The 16,079-nt window shown below is 59.8% G+C and carries 20 protein-coding genes and 1 pseudogene; 10 read left to right on the top strand and 11 right to left on the bottom strand.

What is annotated here, in order from left to right; translation table 11 throughout:
• Window positions 1–25 precede the first annotated feature (25 nt).
• Window positions 26–1,240 carry a winged helix-turn-helix domain-containing protein gene (locus IQK56_RS10210; RefSeq protein WP_193863264.1) on the bottom strand — a complete coding sequence of 405 codons (1,215 nt, stop codon included), beginning with the start codon at window positions 1,238–1,240 and terminating at the stop codon, window positions 26–28.
• A gap of 45 nt (window positions 1,241–1,285) precedes the next feature.
• The gene (locus IQK56_RS10215; RefSeq protein WP_246500190.1) at window positions 1,286–1,492 is read right to left on the bottom strand and encodes a DUF1127 domain-containing protein; all 207 of its coding nucleotides are present in this window, start codon (window positions 1,490–1,492) and stop codon (window positions 1,286–1,288) included.
• Window positions 1,493–1,562: 70 nt separating this feature from the next.
• Here IQK56_RS10215 and IQK56_RS10220 point away from each other — a divergent pair, with 70 nt between their 5' ends.
• Window positions 1,563–2,444, top strand: a complete 882-nt coding sequence (locus IQK56_RS10220) for a LysR substrate-binding domain-containing protein (protein WP_122307792.1) — start codon at window positions 1,563–1,565, stop codon at window positions 2,442–2,444.
• Here IQK56_RS10220 and IQK56_RS10225 read toward each other — a convergent pair.
• Entirely contained in the window at window positions 2,434–3,183 is a 750-nt protein-coding gene (locus IQK56_RS10225) for a TSUP family transporter (RefSeq protein ID WP_122307791.1), read from the bottom strand. The two genes, IQK56_RS10220 and IQK56_RS10225, sit on opposite strands and share 11 nt — an antisense overlap.
• Window positions 3,184–3,291: 108 nt before the next feature.
• On the opposite strand from IQK56_RS10225, the gene IQK56_RS10230 reads away from it, so the two are divergent.
• From IQK56_RS10230 to IQK56_RS10245, 4 genes are all read left to right on the top strand, one after another.
• Entirely contained in the window at window positions 3,292–4,242 is a 951-nt protein-coding gene (locus IQK56_RS10230) for a LysR family transcriptional regulator (protein WP_150676785.1), read from the top strand.
• Window positions 4,243–4,320: 78 nt separating this feature from the next.
• Window positions 4,321–4,773 carry a MarR family winged helix-turn-helix transcriptional regulator gene (locus IQK56_RS10235; protein WP_122307789.1) on the top strand — a complete coding sequence of 151 codons (453 nt, stop codon included), beginning with the start codon at window positions 4,321–4,323 and terminating at the stop codon, window positions 4,771–4,773.
• Window positions 4,774–4,965: 192 nt separating this feature from the next.
• Window positions 4,966–5,385, top strand: coding sequence for an organic hydroperoxide resistance protein (locus IQK56_RS10240; protein WP_122307788.1), 420 nt, complete (start codon window positions 4,966–4,968; stop codon window positions 5,383–5,385).
• A gap of 27 nt (window positions 5,386–5,412) precedes the next feature.
• Window positions 5,413–6,429 carry an alpha/beta hydrolase gene (locus IQK56_RS10245; protein ID WP_150761975.1) on the top strand — a complete coding sequence of 339 codons (1,017 nt, stop codon included), beginning with the start codon at window positions 5,413–5,415 and terminating at the stop codon, window positions 6,427–6,429.
• Between the two features lie 67 nt (window positions 6,430–6,496).
• On the opposite strand, the gene IQK56_RS10250 is transcribed toward IQK56_RS10245, so the two are convergent.
• Together IQK56_RS10250 and earP are read right to left on the bottom strand one after the other, a co-directional pair.
• Entirely contained in the window at window positions 6,497–7,069 is a 573-nt protein-coding gene (locus IQK56_RS10250) for an elongation factor P (RefSeq protein ID WP_032889016.1), read from the bottom strand.
• A 49-nt stretch (window positions 7,070–7,118) separates the two neighbouring features.
• A pseudogene (gene earP, locus IQK56_RS10255) lies at window positions 7,119–8,251 on the bottom strand (elongation factor P maturation arginine rhamnosyltransferase EarP).
• A gap of 129 nt (window positions 8,252–8,380) precedes the next feature.
• Between earP and IQK56_RS10260 the strand changes: the two are divergent.
• The gene (locus IQK56_RS10260) at window positions 8,381–8,752 is read left to right on the top strand and encodes a hypothetical protein (RefSeq protein ID WP_150676781.1); all 372 of its coding nucleotides are present in this window, start codon (window positions 8,381–8,383) and stop codon (window positions 8,750–8,752) included.
• Between the two features lie 12 nt (window positions 8,753–8,764).
• On the top strand, window positions 8,765–9,247 hold the full coding sequence (locus tag IQK56_RS10265; RefSeq protein WP_150676780.1) for a GreA/GreB family elongation factor: 483 nt from the start codon (window positions 8,765–8,767) through the stop codon (window positions 9,245–9,247).
• Window positions 9,248–9,252: 5 nt separating this feature from the next.
• On the opposite strand, the gene cysB is transcribed toward IQK56_RS10265, so the two are convergent.
• From cysB to IQK56_RS10290, 5 genes are all read right to left on the bottom strand, one after another.
• Window positions 9,253–10,227 carry an HTH-type transcriptional regulator CysB gene (gene cysB / locus IQK56_RS10270; RefSeq protein ID WP_003189876.1) on the bottom strand — a complete coding sequence of 325 codons (975 nt, stop codon included), beginning with the start codon at window positions 10,225–10,227 and terminating at the stop codon, window positions 9,253–9,255.
• 104 nt (window positions 10,228–10,331) lie between these two features.
• A complete protein-coding gene (locus tag IQK56_RS10275; RefSeq protein WP_150676779.1) occupies window positions 10,332–10,832 on the bottom strand; it encodes a universal stress protein in 501 nt (166 codons plus the stop codon).
• Between the two features lie 53 nt (window positions 10,833–10,885).
• Window positions 10,886–11,803 carry a 5'-nucleotidase gene (locus IQK56_RS10280; RefSeq protein ID WP_122307782.1) on the bottom strand — a complete coding sequence of 306 codons (918 nt, stop codon included), beginning with the start codon at window positions 11,801–11,803 and terminating at the stop codon, window positions 10,886–10,888.
• 15 nt (window positions 11,804–11,818) lie between these two features.
• Window positions 11,819–12,772: a putative 2-dehydropantoate 2-reductase gene (locus IQK56_RS10285; protein ID WP_122307781.1), complete on the bottom strand. Its 954-nt coding sequence runs from the start codon at window positions 12,770–12,772 to the stop codon at window positions 11,819–11,821.
• Window positions 12,769–13,155, bottom strand: coding sequence for a YbbN family protein (locus IQK56_RS10290; protein WP_122307780.1), 387 nt, complete (start codon window positions 13,153–13,155; stop codon window positions 12,769–12,771). Before IQK56_RS10290 ends, IQK56_RS10285 begins: the two co-directional genes overlap by 4 nt.
• On the opposite strand from IQK56_RS10290, the gene IQK56_RS10295 reads away from it, so the two are divergent.
• On the top strand, window positions 13,154–13,588 hold the full coding sequence (locus IQK56_RS10295) for a PilZ domain-containing protein (protein ID WP_193863268.1): 435 nt from the start codon (window positions 13,154–13,156) through the stop codon (window positions 13,586–13,588). The genes IQK56_RS10290 and IQK56_RS10295 overlap by 2 nt on opposite strands.
• Window positions 13,589–13,719: 131 nt before the next feature.
• Window positions 13,720–14,796, top strand: coding sequence for a 3-deoxy-7-phosphoheptulonate synthase (locus tag IQK56_RS10300; protein WP_032888996.1), 1,077 nt, complete (start codon window positions 13,720–13,722; stop codon window positions 14,794–14,796).
• A 63-nt stretch (window positions 14,797–14,859) separates the two neighbouring features.
• Here IQK56_RS10300 and IQK56_RS10305 read toward each other — a convergent pair whose 3' ends face one another.
• Complete coding sequence (locus tag IQK56_RS10305; protein WP_064451529.1) at window positions 14,860–15,141, bottom strand: GNAT family N-acetyltransferase; 282 nt, start codon at window positions 15,139–15,141, stop codon at window positions 14,860–14,862.
• A 612-nt stretch (window positions 15,142–15,753) separates the two neighbouring features.
• Between IQK56_RS10305 and oprI the strand changes: the two genes are divergently transcribed.
• Entirely contained in the window at window positions 15,754–16,005 is a 252-nt protein-coding gene (gene oprI, locus IQK56_RS10310) for an outer membrane lipoprotei OprI (RefSeq protein WP_003172710.1), read from the top strand.
• Window positions 16,006–16,079 lie beyond the last annotated feature (74 nt).

A 16,079-nucleotide genomic window follows, 5' to 3' on the forward strand; every position in this document is an offset into this window, starting at 1 on the left:
GAGGGGGCTTGCCCCCGATGGGGCCCTAGAGCCCAGCAAGCCGCAGCCGAGCGGCACTTGGCCGTTGGCAATTGATCTGCACCTGCCCAAGCCCCAGCCATTGCGCCATTTGCCACAGGTGCTGCGCCAGCGCCAGCATCCCTTCCTCATCCAGCCCCGGCTCTTCCTCGTGCACCGCATGCACCGCCAAACGCCCATTGGCGCGTTCGGCCCGCAGGTCGACGCGTGCGGCGATCCGCTCGTTGTGCAAAAACGGCAGTACGTAATAGCCATACACCCGTTTGTCTTGCGGGGTGTAGATCTCCAGGCGGTAACGGAAATCGAACAGGCGCTCAGTGCGGGCGCGCTCCCAGATCAACGAGTCAAAGGGCGACAGCAAGGCGCTGGCCGCTACTTTGCGCGGCACTTTTGGCTCCGGCAGGCAGTATGCCGACTGCTTCCAGCCCTGAACCCGGCAGGTCAGCAATTGGCCGTTCTCCACCAACTCAGCCAGACGGGCGCGACTGTCGGCAGGGTCGAGGCGAAAGTAATCACGCAAATCTTTTTCAGTGCTGACCCCCAGGGCAGTGGCACTGTGCAGCAACAACCCACGCTGGGCCTCGGCTTCCGCCAACGGGGTTTGCTGAAGAATGTCATCGGGCATGACGCGCTCGGGCAAGTCGTAGAGGCGCTCGAAACCGCGTCGACCGGCAACGGTGACCAGCCCGGCAGCGAACAACCATTCCAGCGCGTGCTTTTCATTGCTCCAGTCCCACCAGGGGCCGGCGCGCTCTTCACGGGTGGACAGGCTGCCGGCGCCGAGTGCGCCCTGTTGTTCAACGGTCTTGAGCACACGCTGAATGATGGCCTGCTGCTCGCGCCCAAAACGCGCCATCTGCGCATAAATACCCTGGCCCTGCCGCGCCCGCGCCATGCGCCACCGCATCAACGGGTATAACGCCATGGGCAATAGCGAGGCTTCATGCCCCCAGTATTCGAACAGCGAACGCCGCCGACCCCGGCTCCAGGCAGCCTCCTCAAGCAGTAAAGGGGAATAGTGACCCAGACGGGAAAACAGCGGCAGGTAATGGGAACGCACCACGGCGTTGACCGAATCAATCTGCAACACGCCCAGGCGTTCGATCAATCGGTTGAGGTGCGCGGCCTTGATCTGCGCAGGCGGCTGGCGCCCGGAAAAACCCTGGGCCGCCAGCGCCATGCGTCGAGCTTGCTTGAGTGAAAAGGACAGGTCGGCGAGCATGGAAATCTCCTTGAGGGCTCGCGACCTACCCTACTGCATCCCGGGTCATTTTCGCAGCGGGTCTTCCCAGAAATGCCGATGGGTTTCCTGCTCCACATCGGCGCGGCTGAGGCCGATGTCCTTGAGCGCATCATCGCTCATGCTCGCCAGCATCTGGCGTTCGTGGCGCAATGTCTGCCAGCGGGCAACCCTTTGAAACAAACCGGCAAAAGGCCGCTTCACCATCAACACATAACCTTTCTGACCTTTCATCTTCTCGCCCTCCCTTGGGGATGACGTCAGTGTGTGCGGGGCACTATGATCAATCCAACGAATGTTTCTTATGCAATACATCTCGGAGATTGATCGATTGTCCGACTACCCAAGCATCGACACTGAAGTGCTGCGCACCTTCGTCGCCATCGCTGACCAAGGCGGTTTCACCCGTGCCGGCGAACTGATCAACCGCACCCAGTCGGCGGTGAGCATGCAGATGAAGCGTCTGGAAGAAGACGTGTTGCAGCGCAAGCTGTTCGAGCGCGATGGCCGGCAGGTCCGACTGACACCTGAGGGCCAGGTGCTGCTGGGTTATGCGCGGCGCATCCTGAAACTGCACAGCGAGGTGTTCAACACCCTGCGCGAGCCGCATATGGTGGGGCTGGTGCGGATCGGCACGCCGGACGACTACGTGATGCGCTTCCTGCCGGGGATCCTCAAGCAATTTTCCAAGGCGTACCCGCTGATTCAGATCGAGTTGCATTGCGAGTCGTCAACGGTGCTGATGCAGCGGCGGGACCTGGCACTGACCGTGATCAGCCGCGAGCCCGGCAAAGAAATCGGCGAACTGTTGCGCACTGAGCGAATGGTCTGGGCCGCAGCGCCGTGCTTCTGCGTGGAGGAACACGATGCCGTGCCCCTGGCGGTTTCCGGCGACGACTGCCTGTATACGCAGTGGACCCGTGCCGCACTGGATGCCTCCGGCCGGGACTATCGCCTGGCGTACCACAGCACCAACGTCGCGGCGATCCAGGCGGTGGTGAGTGCCGGCCTCGCCGCGATGATCTGCATGGAAAGCCTGGTGACTGACGACTTGCGTGTGCTCGGCAGCGACGAGGGGTTCCCACCGCTGCCGTCGATGAATCTGCACTTGCTGCGCAACCCGCACATCACCTCGCCGATCACCGAATGCCTGGCCGAGTACATTCTGGAAGGCTTCAGACTTTAAATGTCAGCATCACCGCGCACACCACCAGGAAGCCGCAGAACAGGCCACGCAACAGACGCTCGGGCAATGCGTGAGCAACTTTCACGCCCCAACTGATACTGAGCAGGCCACCGACCGCCAGGGGTATGCCGATCATCCAATCCACTTCGTGGTGCCAGGCGTAGGTGACCAGGGTCACGCCGGTGCTGGGCAGGGCCAAGGCCAGGGACAAGCCTTGGGCGACCACTTGGGTGGTGCCGAACACACTGGTCAGTACCGGCGTGGCCACCACGGCCCCACCTACACCAAATAAGCCGCCCATGGCGCCGGACGCGGCGCCCAGCACGCCCAGCCAGGGCCAGGAGTAACGCATCTGCGCGGTCGGCGGTGCGTTGCGGGTGAACATGCGCAACAGGTTGTAGGCCGACAACGCCACCAGAAAAGCAATAAAGCCAATCCGCATCGCCCCCGCATCCAGGCCCACTGCCCAGATCGAGCCCAGCCAGGCAAAGCTGAAACCCATGATGCCCAGCGGCAGCGCGTGACGCAGTTCAATCCGGTTGCGCTGGTGATAACGCCACAGGGCGAGCATCACATTTGGCACCACCATCACCAGCGCGGTGCCCTGGGCGATCTGCTGATCCAGGCCAAACAATACGCCGAGCACCGGGATCGCAATCAGCCCGCCGCCGATGCCAAACAGCCCGCCTACCGTGCCCAGGGCCGCGCCCAATACCAGGTACATCGCTAAATCCCACACCGCTCGTTACTCCACATTCCAAGGCCTTGCATGCTACGCAGTCGGCCCTGGCGCGGAAACGCACAGCAACGCACAATGGCTGTGCCAATCTTGCATAAGCAATGAGCCATGAACCCCAATACCCTTACCGACCAGTTGAGTCTGTTTCTCGATGTACTGGAAACCGGCAGCTTTTCCGCCGCCGCACGCCGTCACCCGCTGACGCCCTCAGCGGTGGCGCGGCGCATCGACAGCCTGGAAAGCTCCGTGGGCAGCCGCTTGTTCCAGCGCAGTACCCACGCGGTAGTACCGACGCCGGCGGGTCTGGCGTTTGCAGAACGGGCGCGGCGGATTGTCAGCGAGTTGCAACTGGCCCGGGCTGAAGCGGTGTCCCTGAGCCACGCGCCGGAGGGTTTGATCCGCGTGGATGCGCCCGCAGCGTTTGGTCGACGGCACCTGGCGCCAGTGATTGCGGATTTCCTGAAGGTGTACCCCGGCCTGGATGTGCACCTGCATCTGATCGATAGTTTTGTGGATATGCAGGGCGCGCATCTTGGCAAGGTCGATCTGGTGCTGCGGGCCGGGCATATCGTCGATACCCGTCTGATCGCCACGCCCCTGGCCAGCATCGTGCGTATCGCCTGCGCCAGCCCGGCCTACCTCAAAAGCCGTGGCACACCGATCCATCCCCGGGAGTTGAGTGATCATGATGGCCTGGACTGGGACGGCCTGGCACCGATGTTCGCGTGGCGCTTCGAACTGGACGGGCGCCGTGCGACCTACCGCCCACAGCGCATCCGCATGAGCGCCAACAACGCCGAAGCGTTGCTCTCAGGCGCCTTGGCCGGCCTGGGTATCGCCCACCTACCCACTTGGCTGGCCAGCGAATACCTGGTGCGTGGCGAATTGCTGCCGCTGTTTTGCGAAGATGGTCTACCCAGCCCGGAAACCTCCGGGATCTATGCCCTGCGCCTGGAACAACAGGCCAACGCACGCAGCCGCTTGCTGCTGGAATACCTCAAATCCCGTTTCAGCCCTGTCCCGCCATGGGATCTGGCACTGCAGAGCGGCCTGGTCTGACCGCCTGGAGAGAATTGTCTGGCGCATTAAAGATTTGCTCGCTAGATTCCAGCCCATACACGTATTTAAGGCACCGCCATGAGCAAAAATCCTGATCCGTGCGAATCCCTGATGCTGAACAACCAGCTGTGTTTCGCGCTGCACTCCACTTCATTGCTGATGACGAAGGTCTACAAGCCCCTGCTGCAAGCGCTCGGCCTGACGTATCCGCAGTACTTGGCCATGATGGTGTTGTGGGAAGAGGACGGTTTGACTGTCGGCGAAATCAGCAGCCGCCTGCTCACGGACCCTGGCTCCCTGACGCCACTGCTCAAACGCCTGGAAGCCGAAGGCCTGCTCAGCCGCACCCGCAACCGCGAGGATGAACGCGTGGTGGTGGTGGAACTGACCACCGCCGGCCGTGCCTTGCAGGACAAGGCCATGGGTATTCCACAGTGCATCCTTGGGGCCAGCGGGTTGGAGTTGGAGCAATTGCGCAAGCTGCAAGCGGATCTGATTGTGTTGCGCAGCAACCTGCAAAGCGCCGTTTAACACGCCCAATAGCAATAAAAATGTGGGAAGGCGGTGCGACGATTCGATTTGTCCCTCCCACATGGATATTTGGCGGTTCACGAAAAATATTTCCAAATTTATCTTGCGCGCTAAACATTAGCGCTATACATTCGCCTCACCAACTACTTAGCGCGCAAACATTTAGCGCTAAATACCCAAGAGGACGACACCATGCAAACGCTCTATACCGCAGTAGCCACCGCCACCGGCGGCCGTGATGGTCGCGCTGTTTCCAGCGATAACATCCTCGACGTCAAACTCTCCACGCCAAAACAACTGGGCGGCGCCGGTGGCCAGGCGACCAACCCGGAACAACTGTTCGCTGCCGGCTACTCGGCCTGCTTCATCGGCGCCCTGAAATTCGTCGCCAGCCAGACCCAACGCAAAATCCCGGATGACGCCTCGATCACTGCCCACGTCGGCATCGGCCAGATCCCCGGCGGTTTCGGCCTGGACATCGACCTGCATATCAGCCTGCCAGGCCTGGCGCAGGATGACGCGCAAAGTCTGGTCGACGCAGCTCACCAAGTCTGCCCGTACTCCAACGCCACCCGTGGCAACGTCGACGTGCGCCTGCATGTAACCGTCTAACCCACGCTGCTGCTCAAGGAGAAGAACATGAACACATTTGGTAAAGCGCTCACCGGCACCCTGCTCGCCTTGTCCATCAGCCACGCTTTCGCCGCCAATGGCGACGTTGAGCACAACACCCAGGCTTTCCTGGATGTATTGAACGCCGGCACCGGCAAGCCGATGGAACAATTGACGCCCAAGGAAGCGCGTGCGGTGCTGACCGGCGCCCAAGCCGGGGTGAAGCTGACGCTGCCCAAGGCCGACGTGAGCCAAAAGACCATCCAGGTCGATGGCAAGCCGCTGGACCTGACCATCGTGCGTCCGGCCGGGGTCAAAGGCACATTGCCGGTGTTCATGTTCTTCCACGGCGGCGGTTGGGTGCTGGGGGATTATCCGACCCACGAACGCCTGGTGCGTGATCTGGTCGTGGGCTCCGGGGCGGTGGCGGTGTTCGTCAACTACACGCCGTCACCCGAGGCGCATTACCCAGTGGCGATCAACCAGGCGTACGGCGCAACGAAATGGGTGGCCGAACACGGTAAAGAGATCAATGTCGACGGCAAGCGCCTGGCGGTCGCGGGCAACAGCGTCGGCGGTAATATGGCGGCCGTGGTCAGCCTGATGGCCAAGGATAAGGGCACGCCGGCGATCAAATTCCAGCTGCTGTTATGGCCGGTGACTGACGCCAATTTCGAGACCGCGTCCTACAACCAGTACGCCGAAGGGCACTTCCTCACCAAAAATATGATGAAGTGGTTCTGGGACAACTACACCACCGACGCCAACCAGCGTGCCGAGATCTACGCCTCGCCGCTGCGGGCCACTACCGCGCAACTCTCGGGCCTGCCGCCCGCACTGGTGCAGACCGCCAGTGCCGATGTACTACGTGATGAGGGTGAGGCCTATGCCCGCAAACTGGATGAGGCGGGTGTGCCGGTGACCGCCGTACGTTACAACGGCATGATCCACGACTACGGTTTGCTCAACGTGGTCAGCCAGGTGCCGGCGGTGCGTTCGGCACTGCTGCAGGCATCGGAGGAGCTGAAGCAACACTTGAAGTAAAAAAACAGCGCCCATAAAAAAACCCGACTTATGGTCGGGCTTTTTATTTCGTACGGCAGGGCCAGAATTACTTCTTGGCGCGACCTTTGTACGAACCGCCTTCGCGGGTGTCGATCTCGATCAGGTCGTCGATTTCGATGAAGTCAGCTACCTGCAGCTCGGTACCGTTAGCCAGCTTGGCTGGCTTCATTACCTTGCCCGAAGTGTCGCCGCGAGCGGAGCCTTCGGTGTAGGCAACTTTACGCACGATAGTGGTCGGCAGCTCTACGGAAACCAGGCGCTCTTCGAAGAAGATCGCTTCGCAGATGTCTTCCATGCCTTCTTCCACGAACGGCAGAACGGCTTCGATATCTTCAGCGTTCAATTCGTACATGGTGTAGTCGGTGGTGTCCATGAACGTGTAGGTGTCGCCGCTGATGAAGGACAGGGTCGCTTCTTTACGGTCGAGGATTACGTCGTCCAGTTTGTCATCGGCGCTGTAGACGATCTCGGTCTTGTAACCGGTCAGCAGGTTCTTCAGCTTGGTCTTCATGATTGCGCTGTTACGACCAGACTTGGTGAACTCAGCTTTCTGAACCAGCCAAGGGTCGTTTTCGAGACGGATCACTGTACCGGGTTTCAGTTCTTTACCAGTTTTCATTGCATATATCCGAAATTTGGATGGGATTTACAAAAATCAAGGTGGCGTATCATATCCAACTTTCATAAAACTGTACCAGCGCCGTCGCAAGATCGGCCTGCAAGGCCTGCTCCAGACACCACGTTTCGGCGTTCTGGCTGACCTCTGGCCAGTGTTCCAGCAGCATTTTCCAAGGCTGTGCCATGTCGCCCTCGGTGTTCCAGGCCTGCCAAAGCGCGACCAGCGCCACCTTTGCAGCCGGTGACAAGGCGCCGGTGTACAGCTCCAGGAAGGCATCGAGCTTGTCGAGGTGGATGTCTTCGTCCTGGCGATAGATGTGCCACAGCAGCGGGCGCCCGGCCCACTGGGCGCGCACGAACGAGTCTTCACCGCGCACTGCGTTGAAATCGCAGCACCACAGCAGGTGGTCATATTGCTCCTGACGCACGAACGGCAGTATCTGCACGGTCAGTGCATCACGCTGATGAACATCCCCGGCGGCGAGCCCTTCAACTCCAAGCCAGCGCTCTACATCACCGAGGATGCGCCCTTCCGGCACCAATAGATGAGTGGCGCGCCGTCCGTCGACAATACGTCCAGCCAACTGGCCAGCCCGGCATTTTCATACGCAAACAGTGAGAACAGACGCGCACCATCAGTTGGAAACACCCCCAGCGATTGCAGGAATTGTCGCTGCGCAGCGATATCCCGCTGAAAAGCCCTACGTTGTTCCAGCAACCCGGCCTCACGCAACAGACCACCCGTACCAGGCCGGAAGCCAGGGAAAAAGAAGTATTTTTGTACCCCCTTGAACTTCACCGACGGCAGGCGATGACAGCCCACCACCCAATCCTCGGCGCTGAGATAATCCAGGTTCATCCACAACGGCGTGCGCTCACACTCGGCCATGGCTTCCATATAGTCAGGCGGTAACTGGCAAGCGAAAGCGGCAATCACCGCATCAGCGGCAGGGGTTGGCGACCAGTCGGCTGGCCAGTGGCGCACATCAACACCCTCTTGCCACTGTTGCTCGCGCTGCACATCCACCTCGGGGCACATGCGTTCGAAGGCCCGCAGGTCATCGACCCACAAACGCACCTCGCAGCCGTGCTCCACCACCAATTGCCGGGCCAGGCGCCACGTCACGCCGATGTCGCCGAAGTTATCGACAACGCTGCAAAAAATATCCCAGCGGGCTTTCATTCCGGGCTCCAACGCTCAAAGGCTCGATTGTCCGCATAAATGCGCCGATGCAGAAGGCTTGATCGCGATTATTCTGCATGGAGGCTGTGCGACAATCGCCGCCATTATCCCCGTAGCAAGGAGTTCCACATGCCCTCTAGCGCGCCTTTGTCGCTGCTCAAGCTGTGCATCGCTATCGCCTTGGGCGTATGGCTGGGGTTTATCGCCATTGCGCTGACCACTTGGCTGGCCTCGCGCTACCTGTTTGCGCAAAGCCTCGCGCCGGTGGCCGAGGCGGTCCAGCAATTGGGTAAACCGGCCGTTGTCGCGCCGGAGCCGCCCAACCGCATGTTCGAGCAGTACCAACAAAACCTGCAAAAACAGGAACAGCAACACAGCCTGGACCAAGCGCGTACCAACGCCCGTAACCTGTCCAACCCCAAATGCCAGTTCTGGCTGCAACAAGACCAGAATGCGCCCAACGAAAAGAGCCGGGCCAATGTCCTGCAATTCTGCGAATGATCAAGCACAGCCATGAATAAGCACGCCGTCCTCCAGTTGATCCTGGAAAAGCTCACCGTCGACCTCGATATAGCCCAACGCGCCGCGCAGACCGCCTACGAAACCGCGACTCATGAAGAAAATATCGCAGAGAACAAATACGACACCTTGGGGTTGGAGGCTTCTTATCTAGCGGCCGGGCAAGCCAAACGGGTCGAGGAAATCAAGCAGTCGCTGACGCTGTGCCAGAACCTGCCCCTGCGCGCCTACGATGATCAGCGAGGGATAGAAGTCGGTGCACTATTGGGTCTGGAGGACGAGAACGGTCGCCAGCAATGGCTGTTCCTGGCGCCTGATGCTGCGGGCTTGAAGGTGGATGTGGTCGGGCAACCGGTGACCGTCATCACCCCGCGCTCGCCCTTGGGCAAAAGCCTGCTGGGCAAGTTCGAAGGGGATGAGGTGGAGATTCTGGTGGCAGGCGCTCGGCAACTGTTTACGGTTACCGAGGCCCGATAAGCCACTCAGTGAACAGGCAGTTCAACGCCGTCGAACAGCTCTTCCAGCTCCTGCTTGTTGTGGCACTGGATCGCCTTGGCCATGACTTCGCGGGTCAGGTGCGGCGCAAACTTCTCGATAAAGTCGCACATGAAGCCCCGCAGGAACGTGCCACGGCGGAAGCCGATCTTGGTCACGCTGGATTCGAACAGCTCGCTGGCGTCGAGAACCACCAGGTCTTTGTCGAGGTTGGTGTCGACCGCCATCTTGGCGACGATACCCACGCCCAGGCCCAGGCGCACGTAAGTCTTGATCACGTCGGCGTCGGCGGCGGTGAACACGACTTTCGGCGTGAGGCCGCGATGGCTGAAGGCTTCGTCCAGCTTGGAACGGCCGGTGAAACCGAACACGTAGGTCACGATCGGGTATTCGGCCAGGGCTTCGAGGGTCAGCTTCGGCAACTTGGCCAACGGGTGACCCTGAGGCACCACCACGCAACGGTTCCAGCGATAGCACGGCATCATCACCAAATCACCGAACAGCTCCAGGGCTTCAGTGGCGATGGCAAAATCGACGGTGCCGTCAGCGGCCATCTCGGCGATCTGCATCGGCGAACCCTGGTGCATGTGCAGGGCCACGTCCGGATATTGCTTGATGAAATCGCGAATCACCGGAGGCAATGCATAACGCGCCTGGGTGTGGGTGGTGGCGATTGACAGGGTGCCTTTCTTCTCGTTGGAGAACTCCTGGGCAATCTGCTTGATGCTTTCGACTTTACGCAGGATCTCGCCGGCGGTGGTGATGATGCGCTCACCGGCCGGGGTGACGCGGGTCAGGTGCTTGCCGCTGCGTGCGAACACTTCAACGCCCAACTCGTCTTCGAGCAGGCGGATCTGCTTGCTGATACCGGGTTGCGAGGTGTACAGGCTTTGAGCAGTAGCGGAAACGTTGAGGTCGTGGTGCGCCACTTCCCAGATGTAGCGCAGTTGTTGAAGCTTCATATGTGTCCCTCAAAGCAGATAGACGCCACGGGTATCAGCGACGGTATATAACTATATTAAAGGTTAGACAGATAAATCTAGAACTTTTTATCGTTTCCTACCGATCACATGTCATCACTGCGTCGACGTTGTAACGACGGCACCAGGTAAACCGGCACGCTGGACAACTGCAGCACCCGTGCCGCGGTACGTCCCAGAGGCGTGGTCTCCCCCGTTGCATGGCTGTGACTGCCGACTATCAGCAGATCAACGGACAGTTTGCGCAGTTGGTCCAGAATCACCTCGCACGGATCTCCCTGGATCACCCGTACCGAACGGATCAACTTCAAGTCCTGCTCACCCTCCCCCAACTCCTCGCGGAAACTGTCGAGCACCCGCTGCTCGATAGTCGCCATCACCGTGTTCAGCCCCTGGCTCTGCCACTCGCTCAACGCGGCTTCATCAAGGTAGCTTTGCAACACCGATTCGGCGAACAGCCCGATCGGCTCGACCACGTGAATCACATACAGGTCAGCCTTGAACGTTCGCGCCAGCGCCAGCGCATGTTGCATCACATACGGCGCGTAAAGACCGAGGTCCGTGGCGTACAGCATCGAACGAATCATAAAACCTCCTGGACTGCCAGGCTGGAGGAGATTGAATGAGCTTAGCAGCGCGCCTAACTCTCGGCCTGAATCCTCAATTCATTACTGATGCCATGGGGCACGTGCCCAGTGGCCACCACTTCCCTGGCTTTCTCGCAATGACCGGCCTGGTCATCGAAAAACACATCAGCGGCAAACGCCTCCAGAAACGCGGACTTCTCCAGGCCGCCAAGGAACAACGACTCGTCCAGGCGAATATCCCACTCACGCAACGTGCGAATCACCCGCTCGTGAGACGGCGCCGAGCGGGCGGTGACCAGGGCCGTGCGGATCGGGCAGGCCTCGTCAGGGAACTCTCGCTGCAATAGGTTCAGCGCCGCCAGGAACCCCTTGAAGGGACCGCCTGGCAACGGCTGGCGTGCAGATTCGCGTTCGCTGGCCTGGAACGCCGCCAACCCGTCGGCCTGGTACACGCGCTCCGACTCGTCGGAAAACAACACTGCGTCACCATCGAAAGCGATGTGCAGTTCCTCGCTGGAGGCACGACGCGGCCCGCCTGACAGAATCGTCGCTGCTGCAAAGCCCGCATCCAGGGCACTGCGCACATCTTCAGCATGGGTCGAAAGAAACAGATGGCAACCAAATGCAGCCAAATAAGGATAGGGACTACGCCCTCCTACGAAAGCAGCGCGGGAAATATCCAGGCCGTAGTGCTGAATCGAGTTGAATACACGCAGGCCTGTATCGGCACTGTTGCGCGATACCAGCACCACTTCGACCCGGGCGCGCCCCAGGCTGGCATTGAGGCTCAGCAGCTTCTTGACCAGTGGGAAGGCGTCGCCGGGTTCGAGGATTTCTTCCTCGTGTTCGATCTGGTATTTGCGATAGGCCTCTACCCCTTGGGCAAGATAGACCTTGTGGCTGTCGCTCAGGTCGAACAAGGCCCGCGACGAAATCGCCAACACCAGTTTGTCGCCCAATCCCTTCGCCATGCGTTTACCCCCGACTCAGCGGTTATGCCGATCAATAAAGCTCAAGGCCTGGTACAGCGCCTGCATTCGCGGCAACTCGCAACCGGCGGCCTTGGCAGCGGCCAGCGGGCGGGCGTAGATCGCCGCCAGTTCCAGCGCACGTTTGTGCACGTGGTCGTGATACATGCTCGGCAGGTAGTCGTCCATGGATTCAGTCATGGTGAACATCTGCCCAGCGTAACTGGCGGGAATCTCATGGCCGCAGGCGTGCGCGCCCTGCACCACTTCGGCCATCAGCGCCTGGATCAGCTCGCGGCTGGATTCGTCCGCCATCATCGCCGTGGTGCCGCTGCCCAGCAAGACAGAGAGGCCGTTGAAGGGCACGTTCCAAACCAGCTTGTGCCAGCGCGCCAGATGCACATTGGCCATGGCCTGGGACTCGATGCCGGCCTGGTGAAACAAGGCGGCACCGGCCTCGACGATGGTCTTTTGAAGGTCTTCGTCGTTGGCCGCCGAACCGCTGTGATAGCCCAGGTTGACGCGCCCCAGCGCCTGATGCTCGACAATACCGGGGCCCGAGCGGTGCACACCGATATAGCACAGCCCACCCAGCAAATGCAGTGACGGCGGCAGGTGTTCGCGCAGGCTGTCCTCGACGTCCAGGCCGTTCTGCAGCAACACCACCTTGGCATCCGGCGCGGCGACCTGGGCGAGCGTCGGCGCAAGCTCCACGTTCCCCGTGGACTTGGTGCCCACCAGCAGCCAGTCGCAGGGCGGCATATCGGCAGCGCTTGCATACGCCTGCACCGGCTGCAAGTGCAACTGGCCATGCACGTGGCTGTTGACACGCAGGCCATGCTGGCTGACCGCCGCGTACTCGCTGCGCAACAGGAAGTGCACATCGAATCCGGCCCGCGCCAGCATCACACCGTAGAAACCACCAATGGCGCCGGTGCCGATAATACCGATGCGTGGCGATTGAGCTGTCATGGCAAGTCCTCAGGAATACGGGTAAGCGCTTGTTTTACAGCGCTGGCAAGGTCAGAACGTGTAAGACGTGTCTGTAATTGCCCGAGGAACTGACCCTCGCACACCACGAACAACGCGGGCAAATGAAAGATCTGGTAGCGTTCGACCGCGCCGCCGTTATGCCCGGCATCCACCCAGCACACGCGGTCCACCGGCAACTGCCAACCGGGCAACTGCTGGCGCGCCCAACGGCAACTGGAGCATCCTACGCTGGTGAACACCACGAGCGAAACTCCTGGCAATCCCAGCAATTGCTGGTCAATATCCAGGTCGGTCAATTCCAGTTCCTTCACTATACTGCTGCCACCGCCGTCTACAGGACGGTGCTCGGAGTCCGTGTACATGGGTCGTTTTTTACCTCACCCTGATGATGTTGCTGTCGAGTTAATCCAACGCCCCTCTCCCGCCATACCGCGCCAACGCCTGCTCACCAACGGCCTGGGTGGCATTGCCTGCAACTGGCCGCGCGCCTGGCGCCAGGGCACGGCGGTTGACTTGCGCATCCCTTCCCTGGGCGCCACCGCCCGATACCCCGGCTACATAGCATGGTGTCGCAAGGTGGAAAACGGCTACCGCGTCGGTATCTCATTTACCGATGAACATGCATTGTTTGGCGCGCGCATGGGCGAGCAAGCATGCCGGATAGAGCGCTACTGCCGCCAGCACGAAGATGCCGAACCGACGCCCGAGCAGATCGAAGCCCTGGCCCGGGAGTGGGTGTCGCGCCATGCAGGCGAGTTCTCCCATGAGGCGTTTGTGCAGCCAGCACTGGATTAAAGCGGGCTTTGCCCATTGTCGCGGGCCCGTGTTACGCGCTAAGGTTCCTCCCCCCTGCATCCAAATCATGCTGTGCTCCGCCGCACGGGGATGGCTGGCGGCCGGCACCCGTGACCCTGACGAGTAACACGATGGCTGATTTACCGATCAATGACCTAAACGTCGAATCCAACGAGACGCTGATCACGCCCGATCAGCTCAAGCGCGAAATCCCCCTGAGCGACGCTGCCCTGCAGACCGTCACCAAGGGTCGCGAAGTCATCCGTGAGATTCTCGACGGCACCGACCACCGCCTTTTTGTGGTGATCGGCCCATGCTCGATCCACGACCTCAAGGCCGCCCACGAATACGCTGAGCGCCTCAAAGTGCTGGCGGCAGAAGTGTCCGACACCTTGTACCTGGTCATGCGCGTCTATTTCGAGAAGCCGCGTACCACCGTCGGCTGGAAAGGCTTGATCAACGACCCGTACCTGGACGACTCGTTCAAGATCCAGGATGGCTTGCACATCGGTCGCCAGTTGCTGCTGGACCTGGCTGAAATGGGCCTGCCCACCGCTACCGAAGCACTGGACCCGATCTCCCCGCAGTACCTGCAGGACCTGATCAGTTGGTCGGCCATCGGCGCACGTACTACCGAGTCCCAGACCCACCGCGAAATGGCGTCCGGCCTGTCCTCGGCCGTGGGCTTCAAGAACGGCACCGACGGTGGCCTGACCGTGGCGATCAACGCACTGCAATCGGTCTCCAGCCCTCACCGGTTCCTGGGCATCAACCAGGAAGGCGGCGTTTCCATCGTGACCACCAAGGGCAATGCCTACGGTCACGTGGTGCTGCGCGGCGGCAACGGCAAGCCCAACTATGATTCGGTCAGCGTTGCGTTGTGCGAGCAAGCGCTGAACAAAGCCAAGATCAAGCCGAACATCATGGTCGATTGCAGCCACGCCAACTCCAACAAGGATCCGGCGCTGCAGCCGTTGGTGATGGAAAACGTTGCCAACCAGATCCTCGAAGGCAACCAGTCGATCATCGGTCTGATGGTCGAGAGCCATTTGAACTGGGGTTGCCAGGCCATTCCAAAAGACCTGGCCGACTTGCAGTACGGCGTGTCGATCACCGATGCCTGCATCGACTGGGCCGCCACCGAAAACACCCTGCGCAGCATGCACGCCAAGCTCAAGGACGTATTGCCGACACGCAAACGCACCTGAACCTGAATTGCGCACACAAAAACGCCGGGCTAAACCCGGCGTTTTTTATTGCTTGCTGATCGCTCAGAGCTTGGCGGCATGGCGCTGATGGCGCTCCATGTAGCGTTCGACATAGGAGCAGGACGGGATCACCGTGTAGCCAGCGTCTTCAGCGAACTTCAGGGCCTCTTCGGTCAGCGCCGCCGCAATGCCACGGCCCCGCAGTGCGTTGGGCACGAAGGTCCGATAGATATCCAGGGTCTGCTTCCCGAGGTCCATATAGGTCAGATAGGCACGATGACCGTCCACATTGGTCTCGAACTGATGACCAGCCTGGTCATGGTGGATGGACAACGCCTCGCTCATCACTACTCCTCGCGGGTCTTGAATTCTGACCCCTACCTTACCGATGTTTTTCCGGCGAAGGAACATCTACGCCACCCCGTGCCGGTTTCGACAACGAGAAAACCTTGAGCGCTCACAACCAGCACGTAGGGAATAGTAGGCACCAATCCTGCAATTGCTCAAGGCGCACTCGTCATCCCCTGCCGCTGGTGGATATAGAAAGGGCCTCGACCAAACACTGATCGAAAGCCTGAACATTGCCGGCAGTTGAACCTTGAGACGAACAGGCGCTCTTAAAGTCACCTCTACATGCGCAAAAGATGCCAGGCCCAGCAACGCCGAACGCAAGGTAAGTGTCGGCGCAGATATATAAATTTTCATCTGTTTACAAGGCTTAACACATGCAGGCCGGCCCTTTCAGCCTGGATCCAATCTTCACCCGAATGAAAAAAACTGGACGGTTTTTATACAAACCTCCAAAAGATTAGCCAAAATAGATTCGGCGCGAGAATTTTTTTTGCTTCTTGCGCTACGTCAGTTTACTTACTACAAGTAATGGGTAGTATGTACGCCGGCTATTTGCTCACTCTGAGAAAGTAGCCATTTAATAGAAAGTCCTTGAAGGGGAACACGATGAACAACGTTCTGAAATTCTCTGCTCTGGCTCTGGCCGCAGTTCTGGCTACCGGTTGCAGCAGCGTCTCCAAAGAAACCGAAGCTCGTCTGACTGCAACTGAAGACGCAGCAGCTCGCTCCCAGGCCCGTGCAGACGAAGCCTACCGTAAAGCTGATGAAGCTCTGGCTGCTGCTCAAAAAGCACAACAGACTGCTGACGAAGCTAACGAGCGCGCTCTGCGCATGCTTGAAAAAGCTAGCCGCAAGTAATAATCCCTCGGGGTTGTTATCAAGCCGATCCATTTATGGGTCGGCTTTTTTATTGCCTGAATGTGGGAGGGGCT

This window comes from Pseudomonas cyclaminis (assembly GCF_015163715.1).
Taxonomy (GTDB): domain Bacteria; phylum Pseudomonadota; class Gammaproteobacteria; order Pseudomonadales; family Pseudomonadaceae; genus Aquipseudomonas; species Aquipseudomonas cyclaminis.